General features: G+C 37.2%; 15 protein-coding genes. All 15 read right to left on the bottom strand.

All coding sequences use genetic code 11. The features are described from left to right. Positions 1-94 precede the first annotated feature (94 nt). The 15 genes from nadC to C7D53_RS13355 all read right to left on the bottom strand — a co-directional run bounded on the left by nadC (position 95) and on the right by C7D53_RS13355 (position 20,121). Positions 95-955, bottom strand: coding sequence for a carboxylating nicotinate-nucleotide diphosphorylase (nadC, locus tag C7D53_RS13425; protein WP_106916955.1), 861 nt, complete (start codon positions 953-955; stop codon positions 95-97). Next, entirely contained in the window at positions 955-2,538 is a 1,584-nt protein-coding gene (gene nadB, locus C7D53_RS13420; RefSeq protein ID WP_106916954.1) for an L-aspartate oxidase, read from the bottom strand. Before nadB ends, nadC begins: the two co-directional genes overlap by 1 nt. A gap of 29 nt (positions 2,539-2,567) precedes the next feature. Further along, positions 2,568-3,194 carry an NAD(P)H-dependent oxidoreductase gene (locus C7D53_RS13415; RefSeq protein WP_106916953.1) on the bottom strand — a complete coding sequence of 209 codons (627 nt, stop codon included), beginning with the start codon at positions 3,192-3,194 and terminating at the stop codon, positions 2,568-2,570. Positions 3,195-3,316: 122 nt separating this feature from the next. Continuing rightward, complete coding sequence (locus tag C7D53_RS13410; RefSeq protein ID WP_106916952.1) at positions 3,317-5,578, bottom strand: T9SS type B sorting domain-containing protein; 2,262 nt, start codon at positions 5,576-5,578, stop codon at positions 3,317-3,319. A 156-nt stretch (positions 5,579-5,734) separates the two neighbouring features. Beyond that, positions 5,735-8,002 carry a T9SS type B sorting domain-containing protein gene (locus C7D53_RS13405; RefSeq protein WP_106916951.1) on the bottom strand — a complete coding sequence of 756 codons (2,268 nt, stop codon included), beginning with the start codon at positions 8,000-8,002 and terminating at the stop codon, positions 5,735-5,737. Between the two features lie 161 nt (positions 8,003-8,163). Further along, a complete protein-coding gene (gene rnhA / locus C7D53_RS13400) occupies positions 8,164-8,640 on the bottom strand; it encodes a ribonuclease HI (RefSeq protein WP_106916950.1) in 477 nt (158 codons plus the stop codon). A 90-nt stretch (positions 8,641-8,730) separates the two neighbouring features. Further along, a complete protein-coding gene (gene dnaB, locus C7D53_RS13395; RefSeq protein ID WP_106916949.1) occupies positions 8,731-10,317 on the bottom strand; it encodes a replicative DNA helicase in 1,587 nt (528 codons plus the stop codon). Positions 10,318-10,470: 153 nt separating this feature from the next. Next, positions 10,471-12,621, bottom strand: coding sequence for a T9SS type B sorting domain-containing protein (locus C7D53_RS13390; protein ID WP_106916948.1), 2,151 nt, complete (start codon positions 12,619-12,621; stop codon positions 10,471-10,473). Positions 12,622-12,733: 112 nt separating this feature from the next. Continuing rightward, on the bottom strand, positions 12,734-14,806 hold the full coding sequence (locus C7D53_RS13385; protein ID WP_106916947.1) for a T9SS type B sorting domain-containing protein: 2,073 nt from the start codon (positions 14,804-14,806) through the stop codon (positions 12,734-12,736). Between the two features lie 138 nt (positions 14,807-14,944). Beyond that, the gene (locus C7D53_RS13380) at positions 14,945-15,541 is read right to left on the bottom strand and encodes a tetratricopeptide repeat protein (protein WP_106916946.1); all 597 of its coding nucleotides are present in this window, start codon (positions 15,539-15,541) and stop codon (positions 14,945-14,947) included. A gap of 301 nt (positions 15,542-15,842) precedes the next feature. Continuing rightward, positions 15,843-17,078 carry an MFS transporter gene (locus C7D53_RS13375; RefSeq protein ID WP_106916945.1) on the bottom strand — a complete coding sequence of 412 codons (1,236 nt, stop codon included), beginning with the start codon at positions 17,076-17,078 and terminating at the stop codon, positions 15,843-15,845. Positions 17,079-17,170: 92 nt separating this feature from the next. Then, positions 17,171-17,533, bottom strand: a complete 363-nt coding sequence (locus C7D53_RS13370) for a hypothetical protein (RefSeq protein ID WP_106916944.1) — start codon at positions 17,531-17,533, stop codon at positions 17,171-17,173. Between the two features lie 69 nt (positions 17,534-17,602). Beyond that, positions 17,603-19,102 (bottom strand): GH3 auxin-responsive promoter family protein, encoded by a 1,500-nt coding sequence (locus C7D53_RS13365; protein WP_106916943.1) that lies wholly within the window; start codon positions 19,100-19,102, stop codon positions 17,603-17,605. 133 nt (positions 19,103-19,235) lie between these two features. After that, entirely contained in the window at positions 19,236-19,547 is a 312-nt protein-coding gene (locus C7D53_RS13360; protein WP_106916942.1) for a hypothetical protein, read from the bottom strand. A 178-nt stretch (positions 19,548-19,725) separates the two neighbouring features. Then, complete coding sequence (locus C7D53_RS13355) at positions 19,726-20,121, bottom strand: hypothetical protein (RefSeq protein ID WP_106916941.1); 396 nt, start codon at positions 20,119-20,121, stop codon at positions 19,726-19,728. Position 20,122 lies beyond the last annotated feature (1 nt).

Here is a 20,122-nt window from a genome sequence, read left to right as displayed (position 1 = left end):
TTAGTAAAATAGATAAAAAACAACTTTTTATATGAAAAAAGTCATGTTATTGAATTTTTAATAAAGTGGGGGTGTTTTTATTAAAAATTCAACGCTATTTCACTGCTTTGAGACTCAAATCGATATTCTCAGCCGAGTGTGTAAGGGCGCCTACAGAGATAAATGTTACTCCTGTAGAGGCAATTTCTTTAAGCATATCACGGGTAATTCCACCTGAAGCTTCGGACTCGCAAGAACCATTAATCATCTTTACAGCTTGCTTCATGGTCTTTATATCCATATTATCAAGCATGATTCTGTCAACTTTTGCATTGATGGCTTCCTGAACTTCTTCAAGATTTCTTGTCTCAACTTCAATTTTTAACTTTTTCTTGCTTTTTTTAACATAATCTTTTGCCATTTTTACGGCATTGGTGATGCTTCCGTTGTAATCGATGTGGTTGTCTTTAAGCATTATCATATCATAAAGACCATATCTGTGGTTGGTTCCACCGCCAATGGCAACAGCCCATTTTTCGCATATCCTGAAGTTGGGAGTCGTTTTTCTGGTGTCTAAAAGCTTTGTTTTTGTACCAATTAATCTGGTATCCCATTCGTGAGTAAGGGTGGCAATGCCACTCATTCTTTGCATGCAGTTAAGAACAAGTCTTTCTGTAGAAAGTATAGATCTTGCGCTTCCGGTTACAATAAGGGCTATATCTCCTACTTTTGCGGTATCTCCATCTTTAAGAAATGTTTCAACTTTTAAATTTTTGTCAAAAGTTGTGAAGATAATTTCTGCCAGTTCAACGCCTGCCAAAATACAATCCTGTTTTACCAAAAGCTTTGCACTTTGTTCAAGGTCCTTTGGGATAGTAGAGAGGGTAGAGTGATCTCCATCCTGAATATCTTCTTCTAAGGCGTTGTTTATAAAAGTTTTTAATGCTTTATCGGTAACGTAGCTTGGTTTTTTCATTATTGTATGTTTTGGACTAGGTCTTTATTGTAAAATGCTCCTTTGTTCTCTGTCATTTCCATAGATTGGGTAATGATGAGGTGGGCAACGGTAGTAAGATTTCTTAATTCTGATAATTGTGGAGAAAGGATGGAGTAGTGGTAGATTTCATCAACGGCAGCAGCAATTTCCTGATGCTTTTGCAGGGCCATATTCAGACGTCTGTTGCTTCTTACAATACCTACAAGGTCACTCATCATTTCCTGAAGCTGTTTTCTAAGGTAGCTAACAATAACCATTTCATCCATGATTTTCATTCCTTCTTCGTCCCATTCCGGAACGGCTTTCAGATCATCAAAGTTGAATTTGTTTTCATTTAATAAGGACATGGTCTTCATGGCAGCATTATGCCCAAATACCAATCCTTCAAGTAAAGAGTTTGAGGCAAGTCTGTTCGCTCCGTGTAATCCGGAGTTGGTACATTCTCCAACTGCAAAAAGGTTTCTGATGGATGATTGTCCGTCTCTGTCTACTTCAATTCCTCCCATTAAATAGTGGCAGGCAGGAACTACAGGAATCAATTGAGTGAAAGGATCAATTCCTTCATCCTTACATTTCTTGTAAATATTTGGAAAGTGTTCTAAGAATTTTTCATGATTCATTTCCTTACAATCTAAGCCGACAAATTCGTCTCCGGTAATTTTCATTTCGGCGTCAATAGCTCTTGCAACAATATCTCTAGATGCTAATTCTTCACGCTCGTCATATTTATGCATGAATTTTTCGCCTCTTTTTGTTCTTAATTTTGCTCCGTCTCCCCGTACGGCTTCTGAGATTAAGAACAACATCCCATCCATTTTGCTGTATAAAGCTGTTGGATGGAACTGATAGTACTGCATGTTGGAAACCTTTCCCTTTGCTCTGGCTACAAAAGCAATTCCGTCTCCGGTTGCAATGGTAGGGTTAGTTGTATTTTTATAAACATGTCCGGCGCCTCCTGTGGCTACCAATGTTATTTTAGAGGTGATTTTTTTGATGGTCTTGGATTTTTCATCCAAAATATAAGCTCCATAGCAATGAATGTCTCCTTCGTTTAGTTCTTGTCCCGGAACATGGTGTTGGGTAATAATATCGATTACATAATGATGATCAAGGATTTCAATGTTGGGGCTGCTGTTGGCGGTTTCCAATAACGCTCTTTCAATTTCAAAACCGGTGATGTCTTTATGGTGAACGATTCTGTTTTCAGTGTGACCTCCTTCTCTTCCTAGTGCAAATTTTCCGTTCTTCATGTCGAACTGAGCACCCCATTCTACTATTTCATTGAATCTTGCAGGGGCTTCCCTTACTACCATTTCTACAACATCGTGTTTGCTTTCTCCATCTCCGGCGCGCATCGTGTCTTGAATGTGCTTTTCGAAATTATCATTCTGAAAGTCTGTCACTACAGCTAGTCCGCCCTGTGCATATTTCGTATTGCTTTCGTCTTCGTCAGATTTTGTTACGATGATTATTTTGGCATCAGGGAGTTGTTCAGAAACTTTAATGGCATAGGAAAGTCCGGAAATACCGGAACCGATTACTAATACATCCGCTTTTATCATATGCTTGCTTTAGGTACAATCGTTTAATATTAAATAAATTTAAACAATTTTTCGTTTGGTTTTCTTACTTTTTTCATGTGCTGAAAATGGTCTTCCTCAGAACGGTAGCCTAAAGCGAGGGTAACGGTTACTTTTTCTGTCTCGGAGTTTATATTCAGGATTTCTTCTATCAGATCCTGTCGGAAGCCTTCCATAGGGCAAGAGTCTATATTCTCTATAGCAGCGGCATACATAAGATTGGCCAATACTATATAAGACTGTTTTTCTGCCCAGTTGAAAATTTCATCCTGTGTTTTTTGATTGATATGTTGATTGATGCTGTTTCTGAAAGGATCAAGATTCTCCAAAGGAGTTTCCCTTACCTCAGAAATATGATTAAAATATCCATGGATATAATTCTCTTCTATTGTTTTCTTTGAAATAATAACCACAAGATGAGAGCAGGTGGAAATCTGAGACGGGTTATAAAAAGCAGGGATTAACTTCTGCTTCATTTCTTCACTTTCAACAACAATAATTTTATAGGGTTGAAGTCCCAGCGAGCTTGCAGATAGCTTTCCCGACTCAAGAATGTTATGAAGGGTTTCCTGAGGAATGATTTGATTATTAAATTTTTTCACAGAATATCTTCTGCTTAAAGCTTCCAAATAATTCATAGGACAAATTTAAGGATTGAATATGAATAAAGAGTCTTTTAAATGAAATATATCCTTTTAATTACCACAAAAAAATCACCCCGAATATCGGAGTGATCATGTTAATATATATAAGAAAGTGATTATTCTCTATTTTTTACAACAATCCAGCCTGAGAATTTTACCGGAGTGATCTGTTTGTTGTTTTCATTCCATGAAACAGAATACCAATAATTTCCGGTAGGAACTCTTCTTCCGTTAGCTGTTCCGTTCCATTTATATCCGTTGGCTTTATCTGCTTTGAAAAGCTGTACGCCATATCGGTCATAAATATTGACTTCAAGATTTTGCTTCACAGCCAGTGCAGAATAGTCGATAATATCATTAATACCATCGTCATTAGGTGTAATTACATTGATTAGATTAGGGACTGTAATATTAATTTCAATAGGTTCGCAATTATAGCGGTCCTTTACAAATACTTTTGCTACACCTCTGGCAACATTGGAAAATACATTGGAATCCTGCCAGTGAACATTATCCATTGAATATTGATAAGGTGGGGTTCCTCCATTTACATATACAGTAACTGTTCCTCCGGAAATATCAATGTTGGACACTACAGGATGTTCAGATGGGTAAATGTTTACTGTTTGGGTAGCAATACATTCTCCGGTTTTAAGTTTTACCCAGTAGGTACCTACTCCAACATTTTTGATTATCTGTGTTGTAGCTCCTGTACTCCATTGGTAACTACTGAATCCAGGCCCTGCATCTAATGTTGTTTTACCTGTCATACAAATGGTTTGGTTTTGCAAAACTTTTGACAGGACAGGGGCTAATACGTTTAGTTTTACCTTAGCGATTGCATAACAGCCGTTTGAATTAAATACTTTTACATAAACAACACCGTTGGGCGCAATGTAATTAGCAGCATTGGTTATTTCATTGGTGTTGTCAACAGCATCCGTTAAAGATGGGTAGTATTTTTTTGTTAAACCTACAGGGGTTGGTGTGACTGCAGCTCCCGTAAGATCGAAAGAAGCTGTTGATGGATTGCTTTCAATGAAGCATGATCTTAGTTCCACCTCGTTCACGGTAACAACAGGGTGAATATTTAATGTGATCTTGGAAGTACTTACGCATCCCTGTGAGGTGGTTACTCTTACATATATGGTAGCAGGTCCCGATGCATAAGCATTAGGATTGGTAATCAGATTGGTTCCTGCATTAAGGTCATATAAGGTTGGGTAAAACTCTTTGGTTACTCCCGTCAGGGTGGTTACTGCTGCGGTATTAAGGTCAAATGTTGCTGTGCCGGCATTATTGTTATTACATCCGATAAGGCTTGCATCACTGGCGGCAAATGGAGTTGGGTTGAGTTGTATAACTCCGTCTCCATTGTCGCAAAGAGTTGAAGTAGGATCCTTAATAACCACTTTAATGGTAGTGTTTCCTGAATATTGAAAGCTGGTTGGGTTAGCGATAGGAGTAGCAACCCCTAATATATAATAAGTGAAAAGGTAATTTCCGGGATTATTTACAAACTGTGAGTTATAGGAAGTAAGATCCACGGTGCCATTTCCTGTGGTGGGGTTGGTACACACAAAAGGAGTAATGGTATTATTTAAAATAGGAACTTTATCTACAAATACTTTGGCGTTTTTGATGGAATGTCTTGCGCTGGCACCTCCTGTTGCTGCAGAAAACCCAAAATATCCCTGTGTCATTCCGATTGCATTTCCTGATGGTGCAAATGATTGATCTACAATAAGTACACCGTCTATTCTGATTTTGATAATCCAGTTGGTAGGATTGCTAAGGTCAGTTTCGCCATTTACCTCCACGTGCTTATAGGTGTCTCCTACGAATGGCTGGGTAGAGTAGAGATCAGGAGAATGGAATGAACTTCCCGGGGTATTATTGTATTCTATATTGTTACCCGCTGTATTATTGGTACCATATAAAAGATGCACCTTACTCATTTGACCTTCTGTTGTATTGTTGAAAATATCAAATCCAACCATTAGGCCAGAGGCATTAGATGGAATTCCTAATCCACCTCCGGAAACAAATCCTGTGGGAGGGTTGGCCAGGTACCAAAATGTAAATCCGTCTCCTCTTCCAAATTGGGTGGTTCCGTTTCCATCAATTCTAAAGTCGAATTCCACCTTCCATTTATCACAATAGCTAAGGGTGATGGGTGTGGAGAGCTTAATGGCTCCATATCGACTGGTTTGATCTGTAGTAAGTCTGATGAAGTCTCCGCTTACAATGGCATCTGAAACAAGATCCCATCCCGTAGTGTTTACAGGGTTTCCGGTAAGCTGATACGTTTGTGAAAGTAATTTTCCAGGGAGGCATGATAAAGTAGCCAACAAAAAAAAGAGTATATTTTTTTTCATAGTGGAAAGATTGTGAAGTTGTTATTTGTATTAAAATGTTAAAATATAATCATTGATGAGTTTTATTAATGTTATTATATAATGAGCTTGGTATGAAGCATGATGATAAAACCATTGAGCCTCTTTCATTTATAAATGATGTATTTCTGAGATTATTTATTCTCTGTTTTTTACCAATACCCAACCGGAATATTTAGTTTCAGTATTGTTTTTGTTGTCTTCATTCCAGGAAATGGTATACCAATAAGTTCCTGTAGGAACTCTTTTTCCGTAGGCCATTCCGTCCCATGTGAAATTTCTTATTTTGCCGGCTTCATGAATTTTATTTCCATATCTGTCATACACTACAAATAGTAAATTCCTTTTGTAAGCCAAAGCAGAATAGTCTATTTGATCATTGATATTGTCTCCGTTTGGAGTAATCACGTTGATGAGGTTGGGTATCGTAATTTGTACTTCAACAGGAACGCAATTGTAGAAGTCTTTTACGAAAACCTTTACTTCTCCTCTGGCCAGACCGTTAAATGTGTTTGAAACTTGCCAGTTAGTTCCGTTTAGAGAATATTGATACGGAGATGTTCCCCCGGCTACATTTACTGTAATGGTGTTATTATGGATATCAATATTTGAAATAACAGGATTAGGAGATGGTAATACGTTTACAGTTTGAGTTGTAATACAGTTTCCTGTTTTAAGCTTTACCCAATAGGTTCCTACAATTATATCCTTGATAGATGATGTAGTAGCTCCCGTACTCCATAGGTATTCACTAAAACCTGGACCGGCATCAAGATCTGTTTTCTCTTCAATGCAAATGGTTTTGTCTTTTAGAATGGTAGATTTAACAGGGGGAAGAACAACTAGATTAATTTTGGCAAGGGCAAAACATCCATTGGCATCCGTTACCTTCGCATATACAACAGTACTTACTGAGGTGTATTGAAGAGTGTTGGAAATCTCATTGGTTCCGTTAAGGGCATTTTCTACAGAAGTATAATACTTTTTACTTACACCGGTTGTTAATGAAGTTACATCTGCAGTGGTTAAATTGAATATTGCATTTGAAATATTGCTTTCAATAAAGCAGGATTGTAAAGTTGCATCTTTTACAGGGGTATCAGAATAAAAAGTAAGGTTAATTTTTGCCGTACCCGTACATCCCTGAGGAGTCGTTACTTTTACATAAACGCTTCCGGGAGCAGAAAGATAATTATTAGGATACAAGATCTCATTGGTTCCTGCATTCAGATCATTAAGTGTTTTATAATATTTTTTTGTAACTCCCGGTACACTTGTTACATTTGCTGAGGTGAGGTTGAAAGTGGCAGTTCCTGCCTTGTTATTATTACATTCCGTAAGAGTTTTATCTTCTGCTTTGAATGCTGCCAGTACAAGCTGGATCTTTCCATCAGGATTGTCACAAAGAATTCCTGCATTATCTTTAATAACGACAGTGACTGTTGTATTGGTATTAAATTGATAATTCGAAGGGCTGCTAATGGGAGTAGAACTGCCTAAAGGATAATATGTGAATGTGTAATTTCCAGGGTTGCTTACAAACTGTGAATTAAAGCTTGTTAAATTCACATTCCCATATCCTGTAGTAGGATTGGGGCAAAATGATTGAGTCGTTGAATTTTGTAAAATAGGAACTTTGTCAGTGTATATTTTTACATTTTTAATGGAGTTTCTCGCCGAGGCGCCTCCTGTAGATGCTGAAAATCCAAAATACCCCTGAGTCATCGTTGCAGCCCCTCCTGATGGGGCAAATGATTGAGAAGTAATAGTATTGCCATCTATTTTTACCGTTATAATCCAATTGGTAGGAGTGGCGGGATCAACCTGGCCTGTTACTTCTACATGTTTATAGGTATCCCCGATAAAAGATTGTGTAGAGTTAAGATCCGGTGAGTGGAATGAGCTTCCTGCAGTATTGAAAAATTCAATGTTGTTGGTGTCTGTTGTGTTGGGAACTACCCCATACGCAATATGTACCTTGCTCATTGCGCTGCTTGTAGTATTGTTGTAAATATCAAAACCCACCATAAAACCTATGGCATTCTGCGGAATCCCCAGTCCAGATCCCTGCTGACTAGTAATAGGAGGGTTGGCCAAATACCAAAAAGCAAAACCATCTCCTTTTCCAAATCCGGGTATGCCGTTTCCATTAATTCTAAAATCAAATTCTACCTTCCATTTATCACAATATTTTAAATTGATGGGATCATTTAATTTTATTGCTCCCGAACTATTTCCTACATCATCTGTCAACATAACAAAGTCTCCACTGGTTGTAGCGCTTGGTACTACAGTCCATCCAGTAGTATTAATAGGTGTTCCGGTCAGTTGATAGGTCTGTGCGAAAAAATTTTCGGATAGGCAGAATAAAAGAATTGAAAAATAAAACAATAAATTTTTATTCATTTAACTGGGATTTAGGATCAGGTAAAGATATTAAATCCTATTTGAAAAATATGTATTTAATGTTAATTTTGTTAAAAAAATTAATTATTATTCGTTAAACAGTATTTCTTGTGATGGAATAACGAATGTTAGTCGGTAAAATTTCGAATTGTGTTAATTGGTTAAAAGAGAGAATTATTGTCCAATCCTTCGAAATAGGTGTCAATATCAAGATCCGGAGAACTCGCTGCAGCAACGGCTAGTTTATCACAAAGCTCGTTTTCAAAATGTCCTGCATGCCCCTTTACCCAATGCATTGTAGGGGTGTGTTTATTGTAAAGTTCAATGAATTTTTTCCAGAGATCAGGGTTTTTTACATTTTTCCAGCCTCTTTTAATCCACCCTGCAATCCAGTTCTGGTTTACGGCATCTGCAACATATTTACTATCCGTGTAAACATGGATGTCATTTTCTGCAGACTTCAGTTTCTCCATTGCTGTGATTACCGCAAGAAGTTCCATTCTGTTGTTGGTAGTTTTTCTAAAACCTTTGGAAAATGTTTTCTGGTAGTTTTTTTCGGGAACACGCATGAGAATTCCATATCCGCCTTTTCCGGGATTTCCACTACAAGCACCATCGGTGTAAATTTCGATTCTCAAACTTAATTATATAAAAAATGAATTGTCTTTAATAAAGCCACAAGGCTACAAGTGTCCTAATGCTTATGATAATGTCTTGATTTTAAAGCCTTAAAACGGAAAGTCATCGTCATCATCAAAATCATTCATAGAAGATCCTGAAAGTTTTGAGCTGTCCGGAAGATCAAATGCTGCTCCTGGTTGGATGGTTGTTTTAATCTTGTCAAAACCGCTTGGTTCACCGTAGTTGGATGGATAGCCACCTCCTGCATTGCTGTCAAAGGCTGCCTCAATATCACCAAATTTTGCAAAATGCTTTAAGAAAGATAATCTTACATCTGCTGTTGCACCATTCCTGTGTTTTGCAATAATTAATTCGGCCTGGTTTTCTGTAGAAGTTTCCTGTCCCTCATCATCATTATCCCAAACAGTAATTTTATAATATTCCGGTCTAAAGATAAAGGATACAATATCGGCATCCTGCTCAATTGCTCCGGATTCCCTTAGATCTGAAAGCTGAGGTCTTTTCCCCGGGCGGGTTTCCACACTTCGCGATAGCTGGGAAAGAGCAATTACCGGTACGTTAAGTTCTTTTGCAATTGCTTTTAATGAACGGGAGATCATGGAGATTTCCTGTTCACGGTTTCCAACTCCTTTTCCACTGCTTCCCGCTGTCATCAGCTGAAGATAATCGACCATGATAAGTCTTACTCCATGCTGCATTACCAGTCTTCGGCACTTTGCACGGAAGTCAAAGATAGAAAGAGAAGGGGTTTCGTCAATATATAAAGGGGCATTTTCTAACTCGGATACATTGGAGAAAAGTCTTTGCCATTCTTCATCATCCAGGGTTCCTTTACGAAGTTTTTCAGATGAAATCTTTGTTTCGGAAGCAATCATCCTTGTGATAAGCTGTACAGATGCCATCTCGAGGGAGAATAGAGCCATAGGGATTTGGTGCCCCACTGCAATATTTCTTGCCATGGAAAGAAGGAATGCCGTTTTACCCATCGCCGGACGGGCTGCAATAATAATAAGGTCAGAATTCTGCCATCCGCCGGTTTCTTTGTCTATATCTCTGAATCCTGATGGAACCCCTGAAATCCCCTCTTTGTCCTTTAAAGATTTGATCGTGTCTATGGCTTGTTTTACCAAAGAATTTGCGGTATCAAAACCTTTCTTAATGGTTCCGTTAGTAATTTCAAAGAAAGATTGTTCTGCTTTGTCCAGAAGTTCAAAAACGTCTGTTGATTCTTTATAGGAAGAGTCAATTACATTCGCGGAAACATTAATAAGACTTCTTAAAATATATTTTTCAAGAATTACGCGTACATGGTATTCAATATGGGCAGATGAGCTTACTCCCATGGTCAGGTCAATGATGTAGTGATCACCACCTGCCTGACTTAGTTTATCATCTTTCTTTAAGTTCTGAATAACAGTCATTAAGTCCACGGGATGGTTTCCTTCATAAAGCTTCAGAATTGTAGAGAAAATGACCTGATGCCTAGGATCATAAAATACTTCTGGGGTAAGAAGATCAATGGAATGGTCAAGACCTTTTTTGTCAATCAAAAAAGTTCCTACAACAAGTCTTTCAAAATCCACTGCATTAGGAGGCATTTTTCCATCCGCAATAGATAGCTCTTTTGCAAAGTTTCCGTGGGTAAGGGATGATAATGTTTCTTTCTGCGCCATGATGCAAAGATAGCTTATTTAGAAAATATTAAAAAAATAGTATTCAACAAATTATTCGCACTTATTTGGAAAATGCGGTAAACAGGAGCTTGGTAATGTTGATAAAAAAAATCACCTCAAGCGAGGTGATTTTTTAATTATATGAGTAAAAGCTTACTCTTTATTTTTTACCAATACCCATCCTGAGTATTTAGTCTCGGTATTATTCTTGTCATTTTCATTCCATGAAATTGTATACCAGTACGTTCCTGTAGATATTTTTTTACCTGAGGCTGTTCCGTCCCAAGTGTAATTTCTTATCTTATTGGCTTCATAAAGCTTGTTTCCATATCTATCGTATACAATAAATATAAGGTTTTTCTTATAAGACAGAGCTGAATAATCTATTACATCATTAATGTTATCTCCGTTTGGAGTAATGGCATTAATCAGGTTAGGAACCGTAACTGTAACCTGGATAGGAGTACAGTTGTAAGAATCTTTTACATAGGCTGTATTTTCTCCTCTAGGAAGACCTTTAAATGAATTTGAATCCTGCCAGTTTATTCCGTCGATAGAATATTTGTAAGGGGGTACACCTCCCGTCGCAGTAATGGTGAAGCTGTTATTACTGATCTCAATATTGGAAACAACAGGTTGTAAACTTGGAAGCACGGTTACTTCCTGAGTTGTGTAACATCTTCCTGTCTGAAGTTTTACCCAATATGTTCCTACAGCAACATTGCTGATGGATTGAGATGTTTGGCCTGTGCTCCATTCATAGCTGTCAAATCCAGGTCCTGCATCTAGGGTTGTTTTGCTTTCAGCACAAATAGTTTTATTCTTTAAAACCTTAGATTTTACTGGAGCCAGAACTTTTAATGTGATTTGAGCAATTGAATAACATTGTTGCGCATTGTTAACCCTTACATATACTACAGTACTTTCTGAAAGGAAGTTTGTTGGACTTGCAATTGGGTTGGTTTCGTCCTTCGCGTCAGCTATCGTTTTGTAGTATTTTATTACCGTTCCTGTTGGTTCAGGATTCGGTACTCCTATAGATGCTTTTGTAAGATTAAATGTAGAACGGGTAATATCATTTTCAATATAGCAATTCTCAATTTGAGCATCTTTTAATATAACTGTTGGATGGAATTTTAACAGAATGGTAGTCGTTGCTGTACATCCAAATGAAGAAATTACTTTCACATATACTGTTTTTTCCGGAGAAATATAATTGGTAGGAGTTGTAATCTCATTGGTGTCTGCATTCAGATCAGCCTGAGTAGGGTAGTATTTAATAGTGGCTCCTGTGCCTGTAAATACATTCGCTGTTGTAAGGTCAAATGCGGCAGTGCCTGCATAGTTGTTGTTACATGAAAATAGAGTAGAGGCTGTATTAGCTTTGATGCTAACATCTACAAATTTAAATTTCCCTGTAATGAAACAGCCATTGGCCGGATTGTTTGCATTATTTGGATCATGATATACAATTCTGTAGTAGTATGTTTTAACTGCGTCTACAGTTTCAATTGTAAGAGGATTATCACCTGTAAGAACGTCATTAGTATCTTTATGGTAAGTTACTTTAAAGTCAGAACTGTTTCCATTGATAATTCCAGCAGTAAGAGTTGAAAAATTAAACTGTGTAGGAAGGGCACACACCATTACCTTACTTGGTTCACTAGTATCAGCTGCAGGTACCCCTGGAGTAATGAATGGGAAAGGAGCTAAAGTAGGATCGTTAAATGCTGAGCTTAAACTCGCTGTTCCGGTCCAGATCATGGAGAATCCATTAGTAGATTTATCCCAGTTGTCTATGATTAAATAATAGGTTTCACCTGGTAAAACATTCAGATAAGGACACCACTTACCAGTGTTCATACTGTTGGTAGCACCTGGAGGAAAGGTAGGGAATACAGCAGGAGGAGGCATAGCGATATCCAATCCTGTATCTCCCTTAGCACCATCATAGTTACATCTTATTGGCTGTACAAACACATGGTTGGCATCCTGTAAAGAAGCACATCCATTGGCAGTTGGGCCATATATTGCAAAGTCATAATCGTCTCCGGGGTCATTGGGTTTAATGGTGAATGCAAGTGTTCCTGGAGTTGAAACGGTGAAAGTATACCAAACAGAATACTTTTCATTACTTCCCAGGCATCCGCCATTTTCTCTAAGGATTTCTACGATGTTCCCCACTCCGGAAGGAGTGTAGGAAATATTAGAATTTCCACATATAGGAATTGCTGAAACACAGTCTGATTGTGAGTAAATAGTCTGTGTTATGAGTAAAATAAAAAAGAGTAATATTTTCTTCATTGTTAAAATGATTTTTGTGAAACAAAATTAAGAGGTCTATAGTTTTTTTGTCATTTTTTTTGTGTAGAGAAAAAGCCGCCAAAAGCGGCTTTTTCGGTATATTTCTACTGAATTATTCTCTGTTCTTTACAATAATCCATCCCGAGAATTTGAAAGGAGTGTTCTTTTTGTCATTCTCATTCCATGTTAAAGAATACCAGTAGGTACCTGTTGGTATTTTTTTACCAGCAATAGTTCCATCCCATTTGTATCCGTTAGATTTGTCAGCTTGGTGAATTTTCACACCATATCTATCAAAAATGTTGAATATCAGATTTTGCTTATCGGCAATAGCTGAATAATCCAATACATCATTTACTCCGTCTCCATTTGGCGTAATAATGTTGATCAAATTAGGAACCAGTACAGAAACTACAATAGGCTCACAATCGTAGGCATCTTTTACGTATACCTTGTAAGTCCCTCTTGCAATATTGTTGAAGACATTAGAATCCTGCCATATGATATTATCTATGGAGTATTTGTAGTCAGGAGCTCCACCTATAACATTTACAGTTAATGTTGTGTTTGATACATCAATGCTGGTTATTACCGGCTGCTCAGAAGGATATATTTTTACAGTTTGAGTAGTAACACATTCTCCGGTTTTCAGTTTTACCCAGTACGTTCCTACTCCCACATCCTTGATAGACTGGGTGGTAGCTCCCGTGCTCCATTCGTAACTTTTAAATCCAGGTCCTGCATCCAAAGTAGTTTTGTCTTCTACGCAAATGATTTTGTCTTTCAGTACATTAGATTTTACAGGAGGAAGTACAGTTAGCTCAATCTTAACAACCGTATAACATCCTCTGGTATCACTTACTCTTACATATACAACACCATTTGGTGCAGTGTAAGTTGTAGGGTTTAAAATCTCGTTCGTAGCATCTACAGCATCAGTTAAAGATGGGAAATATCTCTTTGTAATACCTGCTGCTGGAGTGATAACCGGAGCATTGTCTAGGTTAAACAAAGCTGTAGAAGGGTTTGATTCTATGAAACATTCTCTCATAAAAGCATTCTTCGCGATAACAATCGGGTAGAATTTAAGAGTGATCTCAGCTGTGTCAACACACCCGTATTGAGAAGTTACTTTTACATATATTTTTCCTTCTGCCGAAACATACTGATAGATTGAAGTAATCTCGTTTGTTCCCGCATTCAGGTCATGCATTGTTGGATAATATTTTTTTGTAGCAGTAGGATCTGCAAAAACATCTGCAGTGGTAAGGTCATACACAGCTGTTCCTGCATTGTTGTTGTTGCACATGGTTAATGTGGCGTCTTTTGCTACAATGGTTCCATCCTTAAACTTAAACTTACCGGTTTGCCTACACTTATTTATCGGATTGTTGGCATCAAGAGGATCCGTATAGCTAATGCTGTAATAATACTCTGTTGTTATACCTACACTAATAGGAGTTGTAATAGGATTATTAGCTGTTAAAGCTTCATTCTGATTATAGTGATAAGTAACTGAGAAGTTAGGATTTCCATTGATGATCCCTGCTGATAAAGATGAAAAATCAAAAAGCGTAGGATTGCTACAGATAGGAACCTCTCTTGGGTCTGCAGGGGTTGCACCGGCAACTCCTGGAGGGTTGAATGGATGAGGCTGTATGTTTGGATCAGTAAATGGAGATGCTAAAGTAGCAGTTCCTCCCCATTTCATAATGAAACCATTTGCAGACTCACTATGGTTGTTTACTATTAAATAGTAGGTTTCACCAGGTAAAACGTCCATATACTTTGCCCATTTGTCTCCACCTACAGTGTCACACAAATCTGTGGAAGTCATGTTAAGACCAGTAATTCCACTTGTTACCGCATAAGATCCACGAAGAGGGGTTCCTCGGGTGGCGCATGTTTTATTGGGACCAAATACTGCAAAGTCATAGTCATTACCAAGGTCATTAGGAACAATTTCAAATGTAAGAGTTCCTCCTGCAGCAATGGTAAAAGAGTACCATACTGAGAACTTTTCACTACTAAGACAGCCGCCAATGGTTTCCAGAGTATCTCCATGGCCATTGGGAGTGTATGAGATAGTTGTATTTCCACATACTGCCATTGCTGTTGAACAATCTGATTGAGCATATGCAATATGTGAGAATATTATTAAGAAAATGAGTAGTATTTTTTTCATAGGAGAATGTTTAAAACAAATATTAAAACTATGATGGTGAGAAAAAGGCTCTTGTTTTTAGTGCTGAAGAAATAATGGATATAATGTTGCAAGATAAAATGCTATTCTTCAGATCAAAAGCCATGGTCTTCATTGGGTTTATTGTTCTATTAACTGTTTACCCCAGTTTGGAGAACCGGCAGAAAGATCTTTAAACTCACTAGCTGCAGTTTGGTGCAGTTTTATAGCTTCAGTTTTGTTATTGGAAAGTTCAGCTATTTCAGCTTTTAAATGGGTAAGTCTTGGGTTATTTTTTAGTTGGGTATCTGCTTTTGTCATATATCCGATCGCTGTTTTCAAATCCTTTTGAGGATCTGTAGAAGCTACTATTCTGATTTTTTGGATATGAATGAGTCCCAAAAGTGTATTGATTTCCCCATTGTTTTTTTCTGAAGCGAGTGCCTGTGCTGCAAATTTTCTTGCCAGCTCATTCGGTTCAGTCATGGGGGTGTTTGTTGTATTTGTTAACAAAAATTGAGCTTTGGAATACATTGCTACTGCAGCATAGTAATTAGCTTTCCACTTCTCTGAGGTTTTAGTTTCGGAAAATGTATGAAAGAGAGTATCATAGTCACTGTCTGTCTTGGCATTATTGAGCTGCTGGACAGACTGCTGTAAAGCTTCATCCGAAAAAGTCTGAGCACTTACCCAGAAATTAGTCACGAAAAAGCCTAAAATAAATAAAAGTTTATTCATAAAGGGGATATTTGTAGCAAATATAAAAAATTATTAACGTTAAATTAAAGATTTTGAGATATATTTAATGAATCTGCTATGTTGTTTTTTGATATTGCATTTTTTGTTTATTATTAAATTATATGAAGATCGTAATAATAATAACGCTTTGACTTTAAATTGCGTATAAATGAAGTGAAATATTTTTAATAAACAGGTGTAAATGTAAAATGAGAATAGAAAAACATTCTATTCTCATTTTAAGTATATCGAATTTCGAAAACGCTGTAGACGTTTTTGTATTTATTTAATAATGAATCTGTTAATATTGCATTTTTCTTAGCTTAGGATTGGTGCTTGCTACTGCAAGAGCAACAAGAACAGTCATGCATCCGCCAAATACTACAGACCGTACCACACCCAATAACTTGGCCATAACTCCACTTTCAAATTGTCCCATTTCATTACTGGACATGATGAAAATTGAGTTCACACTCAGTACACGCCCTCTTATATGATCCGGTGTTTTCAGCTGCACAATGGTTCCTCTGATGACCACCGAAATCCCATCCAACATGCCACTTATGACAAGGAACATAAAAGAAAGCCAATACAGTTTGGATAGCCCAAATCCAATAATACAGATTCCAAATCCTGTAACTACGGCAAGAAGTATTTTCCCCTGATTCTTTCGTAAAGGAACAATAGATAAAAGAGTAATAATACACATGGAACCAATGTCAGAAGCGGCGTTCAGTAGACCAAAGCCCTCAGCACCTGACTTTAGAATGTCAGTAGCAAATACAGGGATCATGGCTACAGCACCTCCAAAAAGTACAGCAAACATATCCAGGCATAAAGCACCCAGAATTTCTTTTGTTTTAAAAATATAGGAAATCCCCTCACGCATACTTTCCACAACATTTACATCTTCCTTTTTATGTTCAGAATACTGCTTGTTTAGCTGCCAGAAAAATAGAGAAGCCACAAAAATGAGGGATAAAATAACCACCAATGTCCATTGTACTCCAAAATATCCAATCAAAATTCCTCCTATGGCGTGTCCACATACAGAAGATATCAGGAAAGTAGCCTGATTTAAGGTTACAGCATTTGGTAGATTCTCTTTCTTTACAATTTTGGGAATCATAGACGGTACAATAGGGCCAATAAAGGCTCTGGCAATTCCGGTAAAGAATATCACACCATAAATAAAGTAGGTGATCTGATGACCTGTGAAATGCATCTCTACATCAAGGAATGCAGGAATAAGCAAAAGGCCGATGAGAAAAATATAAACATAGTTACAAATAAGCAACAGTCGCTTTTTTTCATTCATATCAATAACGTGGCCGGCATACAAAGCGCAGCTTACCGCAGGAATTACCTCAGATAACCCAATAAGACCTATGGAAAAAGGATCCTGTGTTAATTGATATACCCACCATCCTAATAATGTGGCAAGCATTCTGAAAGCTAAAACAATAAAAAATCTTCCCGTTAGAAGATTTCTGAATTCAATATTTTGTAATGTTTTTAGGGGGGTAAAGGAAATCATGAACAAAAATAGCCCTAAAAATTTATTTAGGGCTATTTATATGTGGTTTTTTAAAAGATATAGTAAATACCTTCTGAAAGATAATATCTATTTTAGTCCGCTCTTGAAGAACTGATTACAATGGCTGCAACCCCTGCTGCACCAATGATGGCAGCTCCTGTTGCAATTCTAGCTTTTCTCTGGTCTTTTACCGCTGCTACATTTGCTTTAGGAATCGTTACTACTGTACTGTCTTTTTTTCCAGCTGTACCTACAAGGTTATCTCCAACAATATTTCTGAATAATATTTTCTGTTTAGGAGATCCGTCTTTCATGGTAACCTTATATACTTTTCCGGCTTCCAGGTTAGAATAGTTGTTTTTAGAAACATCCTCGCTGTATTTTGTAGTAGCGCAAGATGTAATAACAAATAAAGACGTTAATAAAGATGATTTCAACAGTACAGATGCTTTCATTATTTTCGTTTAGTTTTTCAAATTTATAATTTTTTTCGAATATACGTTTTTGGAATTGAAAAAATATCTTTAAAATTTGTAAATTTCTAAGATATTTGCAACATTTCTATCATTGGCTAATCTTGGAGTCTTGTTTTGACCTCCCAATTTCCCCTGAGATTTTGCATACTCATGGAATGCATTTTTCTTAAGTCTTGTGATCTGAAGTTTCTGTAAAATATTTCCGGAAATCAAATCATCGTAATACGTATTTCTGTTTCTAAGCTGCACATCCAGCTCATCTCTGAATATTTCCATGTTTTCAGGATCCTTTTCAAACTCTATCAGCCATTCATGATAAGGAAGTCCCTCACTAGGATTTACTTGTGGGGCAAGATGGAACTCTGTAATCTGTGCCGGATATTTTTCAATAGTCGCCCTCATCGCTTCCTCCACTTCAAAGGCAATTACATGTTCCCCAAATGCCGAGGTAAAATGCTTTGTTCTGCCGCTTACCAATATCCTGTGTGGATTTTTATCAATAAATCGAACAACATCACCAATGGAATAGGCCCATAATCCGGAATTGGTAGTAAGAATCAATGCATAGTCCTTATTAAGTTCTATCTCTTTTAAGGTCAATCTTCTTGCACCAGGTTTCCCATATTCTTCTAGTGGAATAAATTCATAAAATATACCATGGTTAGTCAATAGCAGAAGCCCTTCTTTTGTATAGTCATCCTGAAAAGCAAAGAACCCCTCAGAAGCCGGAAAAGTCTGAATAATATCTACACTACCACCCAATAGATCCTCCATTTTATCACGGTAAGGTTCGTAGTTTACCCCTCCGGTAACAAGAAGCTGTAGATTAGGAAACAATTGTTTGATCTTTTTCCCATGCTTCTCAGTAAGTTTTTCAAAATACATAATAAGCCATGGTGGAATTCCAGAGATCAACGTCATGTTTTCATGTTCCGTTTCCTCAATTATTTTGTCTACTTTGGCTTCCCAGTCTTCCATAATGTTGGTTTCCCAGCTTGGTAAGCGATTTTTTTGCAGGTAATTAGGAATATGGTGGGCTACAATACCGGATAATCTTCCTGTTTTTATCCCAAAAACTTCTTCTAGTTCCGGACTTCCCTGTAGGAAAATCATTTTTCCGTTTACGAAATCTGCGTTGTTTTTTTTGCTGATATAATGGAAAAGCGCACTTTGGGCTCCGGCAATTTGAAATGGCATCCCTTCTTTAGAAATAGGAATATATTTGGATCCCGAAGTCGTTCCGGAGGTTTTGGCAAAATATTCCGGAGTTTCTGTCCATAGAATATTGGCCTGTCCTTTTTTTACTCTTTCGATATAAGGTTTCAGGTCTTCATAATCTGCAACGGGAACCCTGTCCTGAAATTCTTTTACAGAATGGATGTTTTCAAAATCATGCTCACGACCAAAAAGTGTTTTTTGAGCCGTAGATACAAGAGAAATCAATAAGTCATCCTGATTTTTCTCTGCATTTTTTTTGAATTCCCCTGTCTTTTGGACATGTTTTTTTGCCCAGATAAGCGCTGCATTTTTCTTGAAGAAGTTTAACATGCGTCAAATTTATAAATAAGTATAGAATTTGAAACCATTTTTATAAAACATGACATAAAAAAAACCGATGAAATCGTTCATCGGTTTCTCGAAATTTGATTATGAAAATAACAACTATATGTTAATGTTATGCTTATTTGTTTGCTTTATATCTTTTATCTGGTGTACCGTCTTTTTTCAAATGCTTATTGTCCTTATATCTCTTGTCCGGAGTACCATCTTTTTTCATTTTGGCAGCAGGTTGTGCAGGCTTGGCCGGTTTTGCTTCTGCCGGTTTTACCGTCTTCATTTCAGCTGGTTTTGCAGCTTTTGCCTCAACTGGTTTTGCAGGTTTCATTACTTTTGCCGGTTGATGAGCCGTAGTGCTTGTAGCGGGAGCAGTCTGCTGGGCAGTAGCAAGTCCTAATCCTAAAATTAAAGACATTGCAGATAATAATTTTTTCATAAGAATTACAATTTGTTTTTGTTGAATAAAGATATACAAAAAGCAGGCTAGAAAATTTGGAATTTTAAACTTAACTAAAGTTTATTACAGCTTAAAAAAAGATTAAAGAGTTATAAGCAATGTAAAGAAAAACCTGCTCTCATTTCTGAAAACAGGCTTTTGTATATAAATTGTTTGTTTATCGGGTACAGTTGGCTGTCCAGGTTTTACCATCCTTAATATATAAAATCTTCAATGTATTATTGTCAATTCTAATGTAAGAAGTTGCGGTAGAACCGATCATTACAAGGGTGTTGTCTCCCTTTTGTTCAAATTCAACTCCATTCAGGTCAGGAATGCTGTTTGAAAATGCAAAATTGTACTTGGTACCACTGGCAATTTTTGTTACGAAAACACTTCCGTTATCAGTACTGATGTTGGTAGAACCCCCATCGTTGTAAGAAACACTTCCTTTATAGGTTCCTGCGAAGAAGTCGTTGTTGGTAGGGTCATCATCCCTGCTGCACGACGAAAACGATGATGCTGTAAAAATCAACAGCATAAAAATTCCTAAGATTTTAATTGCTTTTTTCATA

The sequence above is a fragment of the Chryseobacterium aurantiacum genome (genome assembly GCF_003020585.1).
In the GTDB taxonomy this organism is placed as follows: Bacteria; Bacteroidota; Bacteroidia; order Flavobacteriales; family Weeksellaceae; genus Chryseobacterium; species Chryseobacterium aurantiacum.
Note: the sequence above shows the minus strand (reverse complement) of the source record. Positions and strands in the feature narration are given on the sequence as shown.

Bases quoted from the DNA above. Each gene is read 5' to 3' on its own strand.
- nadC (WP_106916955.1), bottom strand. From the start codon at position 955: ATGAAAAAACCAAGCTACGTTACCGATAAAGCATTAAAAACTTTTATA.
- nadB (WP_106916954.1), bottom strand. From the start codon at position 2,538: ATGATAAAAGCGGATGTATTAGTAATCGGTTCCGGTATTTCCGGACTT.
- C7D53_RS13415 (WP_106916953.1), bottom strand. From the start codon at position 3,194: ATGAATTATTTGGAAGCTTTAAGCAGAAGATATTCTGTGAAAAAATTT.
- C7D53_RS13410 (WP_106916952.1), bottom strand. From the start codon at position 5,578: ATGAAAAAAAATATACTCTTTTTTTTGTTGGCTACTTTATCATGCCTC.
- C7D53_RS13405 (WP_106916951.1), bottom strand. From the start codon at position 8,002: ATGAATAAAAATTTATTGTTTTATTTTTCAATTCTTTTATTCTGCCTA.
- dnaB (WP_106916949.1), bottom strand. From the start codon at position 10,317: ATGGCGCAGAAAGAAACATTATCATCCCTTACCCACGGAAACTTTGCA.
- C7D53_RS13390 (WP_106916948.1), bottom strand. From the start codon at position 12,621: ATGAAGAAAATATTACTCTTTTTTATTTTACTCATAACACAGACTATT.
- C7D53_RS13385 (WP_106916947.1), bottom strand. From the start codon at position 14,806: ATGAAAAAAATACTACTCATTTTCTTAATAATATTCTCACATATTGCA.
- C7D53_RS13380 (WP_106916946.1), bottom strand. From the start codon at position 15,541: ATGAATAAACTTTTATTTATTTTAGGCTTTTTCGTGACTAATTTCTGG.
- C7D53_RS13375 (WP_106916945.1), bottom strand. From the start codon at position 17,078: ATGATTTCCTTTACCCCCCTAAAAACATTACAAAATATTGAATTCAGA.
- C7D53_RS13370 (WP_106916944.1), bottom strand. From the start codon at position 17,533: ATGAAAGCATCTGTACTGTTGAAATCATCTTTATTAACGTCTTTATTT.
- C7D53_RS13365 (WP_106916943.1), bottom strand. From the start codon at position 19,102: ATGTTAAACTTCTTCAAGAAAAATGCAGCGCTTATCTGGGCAAAAAAA.
- C7D53_RS13360 (WP_106916942.1), bottom strand. From the start codon at position 19,547: ATGAAAAAATTATTATCTGCAATGTCTTTAATTTTAGGATTAGGACTT.
- C7D53_RS13355 (WP_106916941.1), bottom strand. From the start codon at position 20,121: ATGAAAAAAGCAATTAAAATCTTAGGAATTTTTATGCTGTTGATTTTT.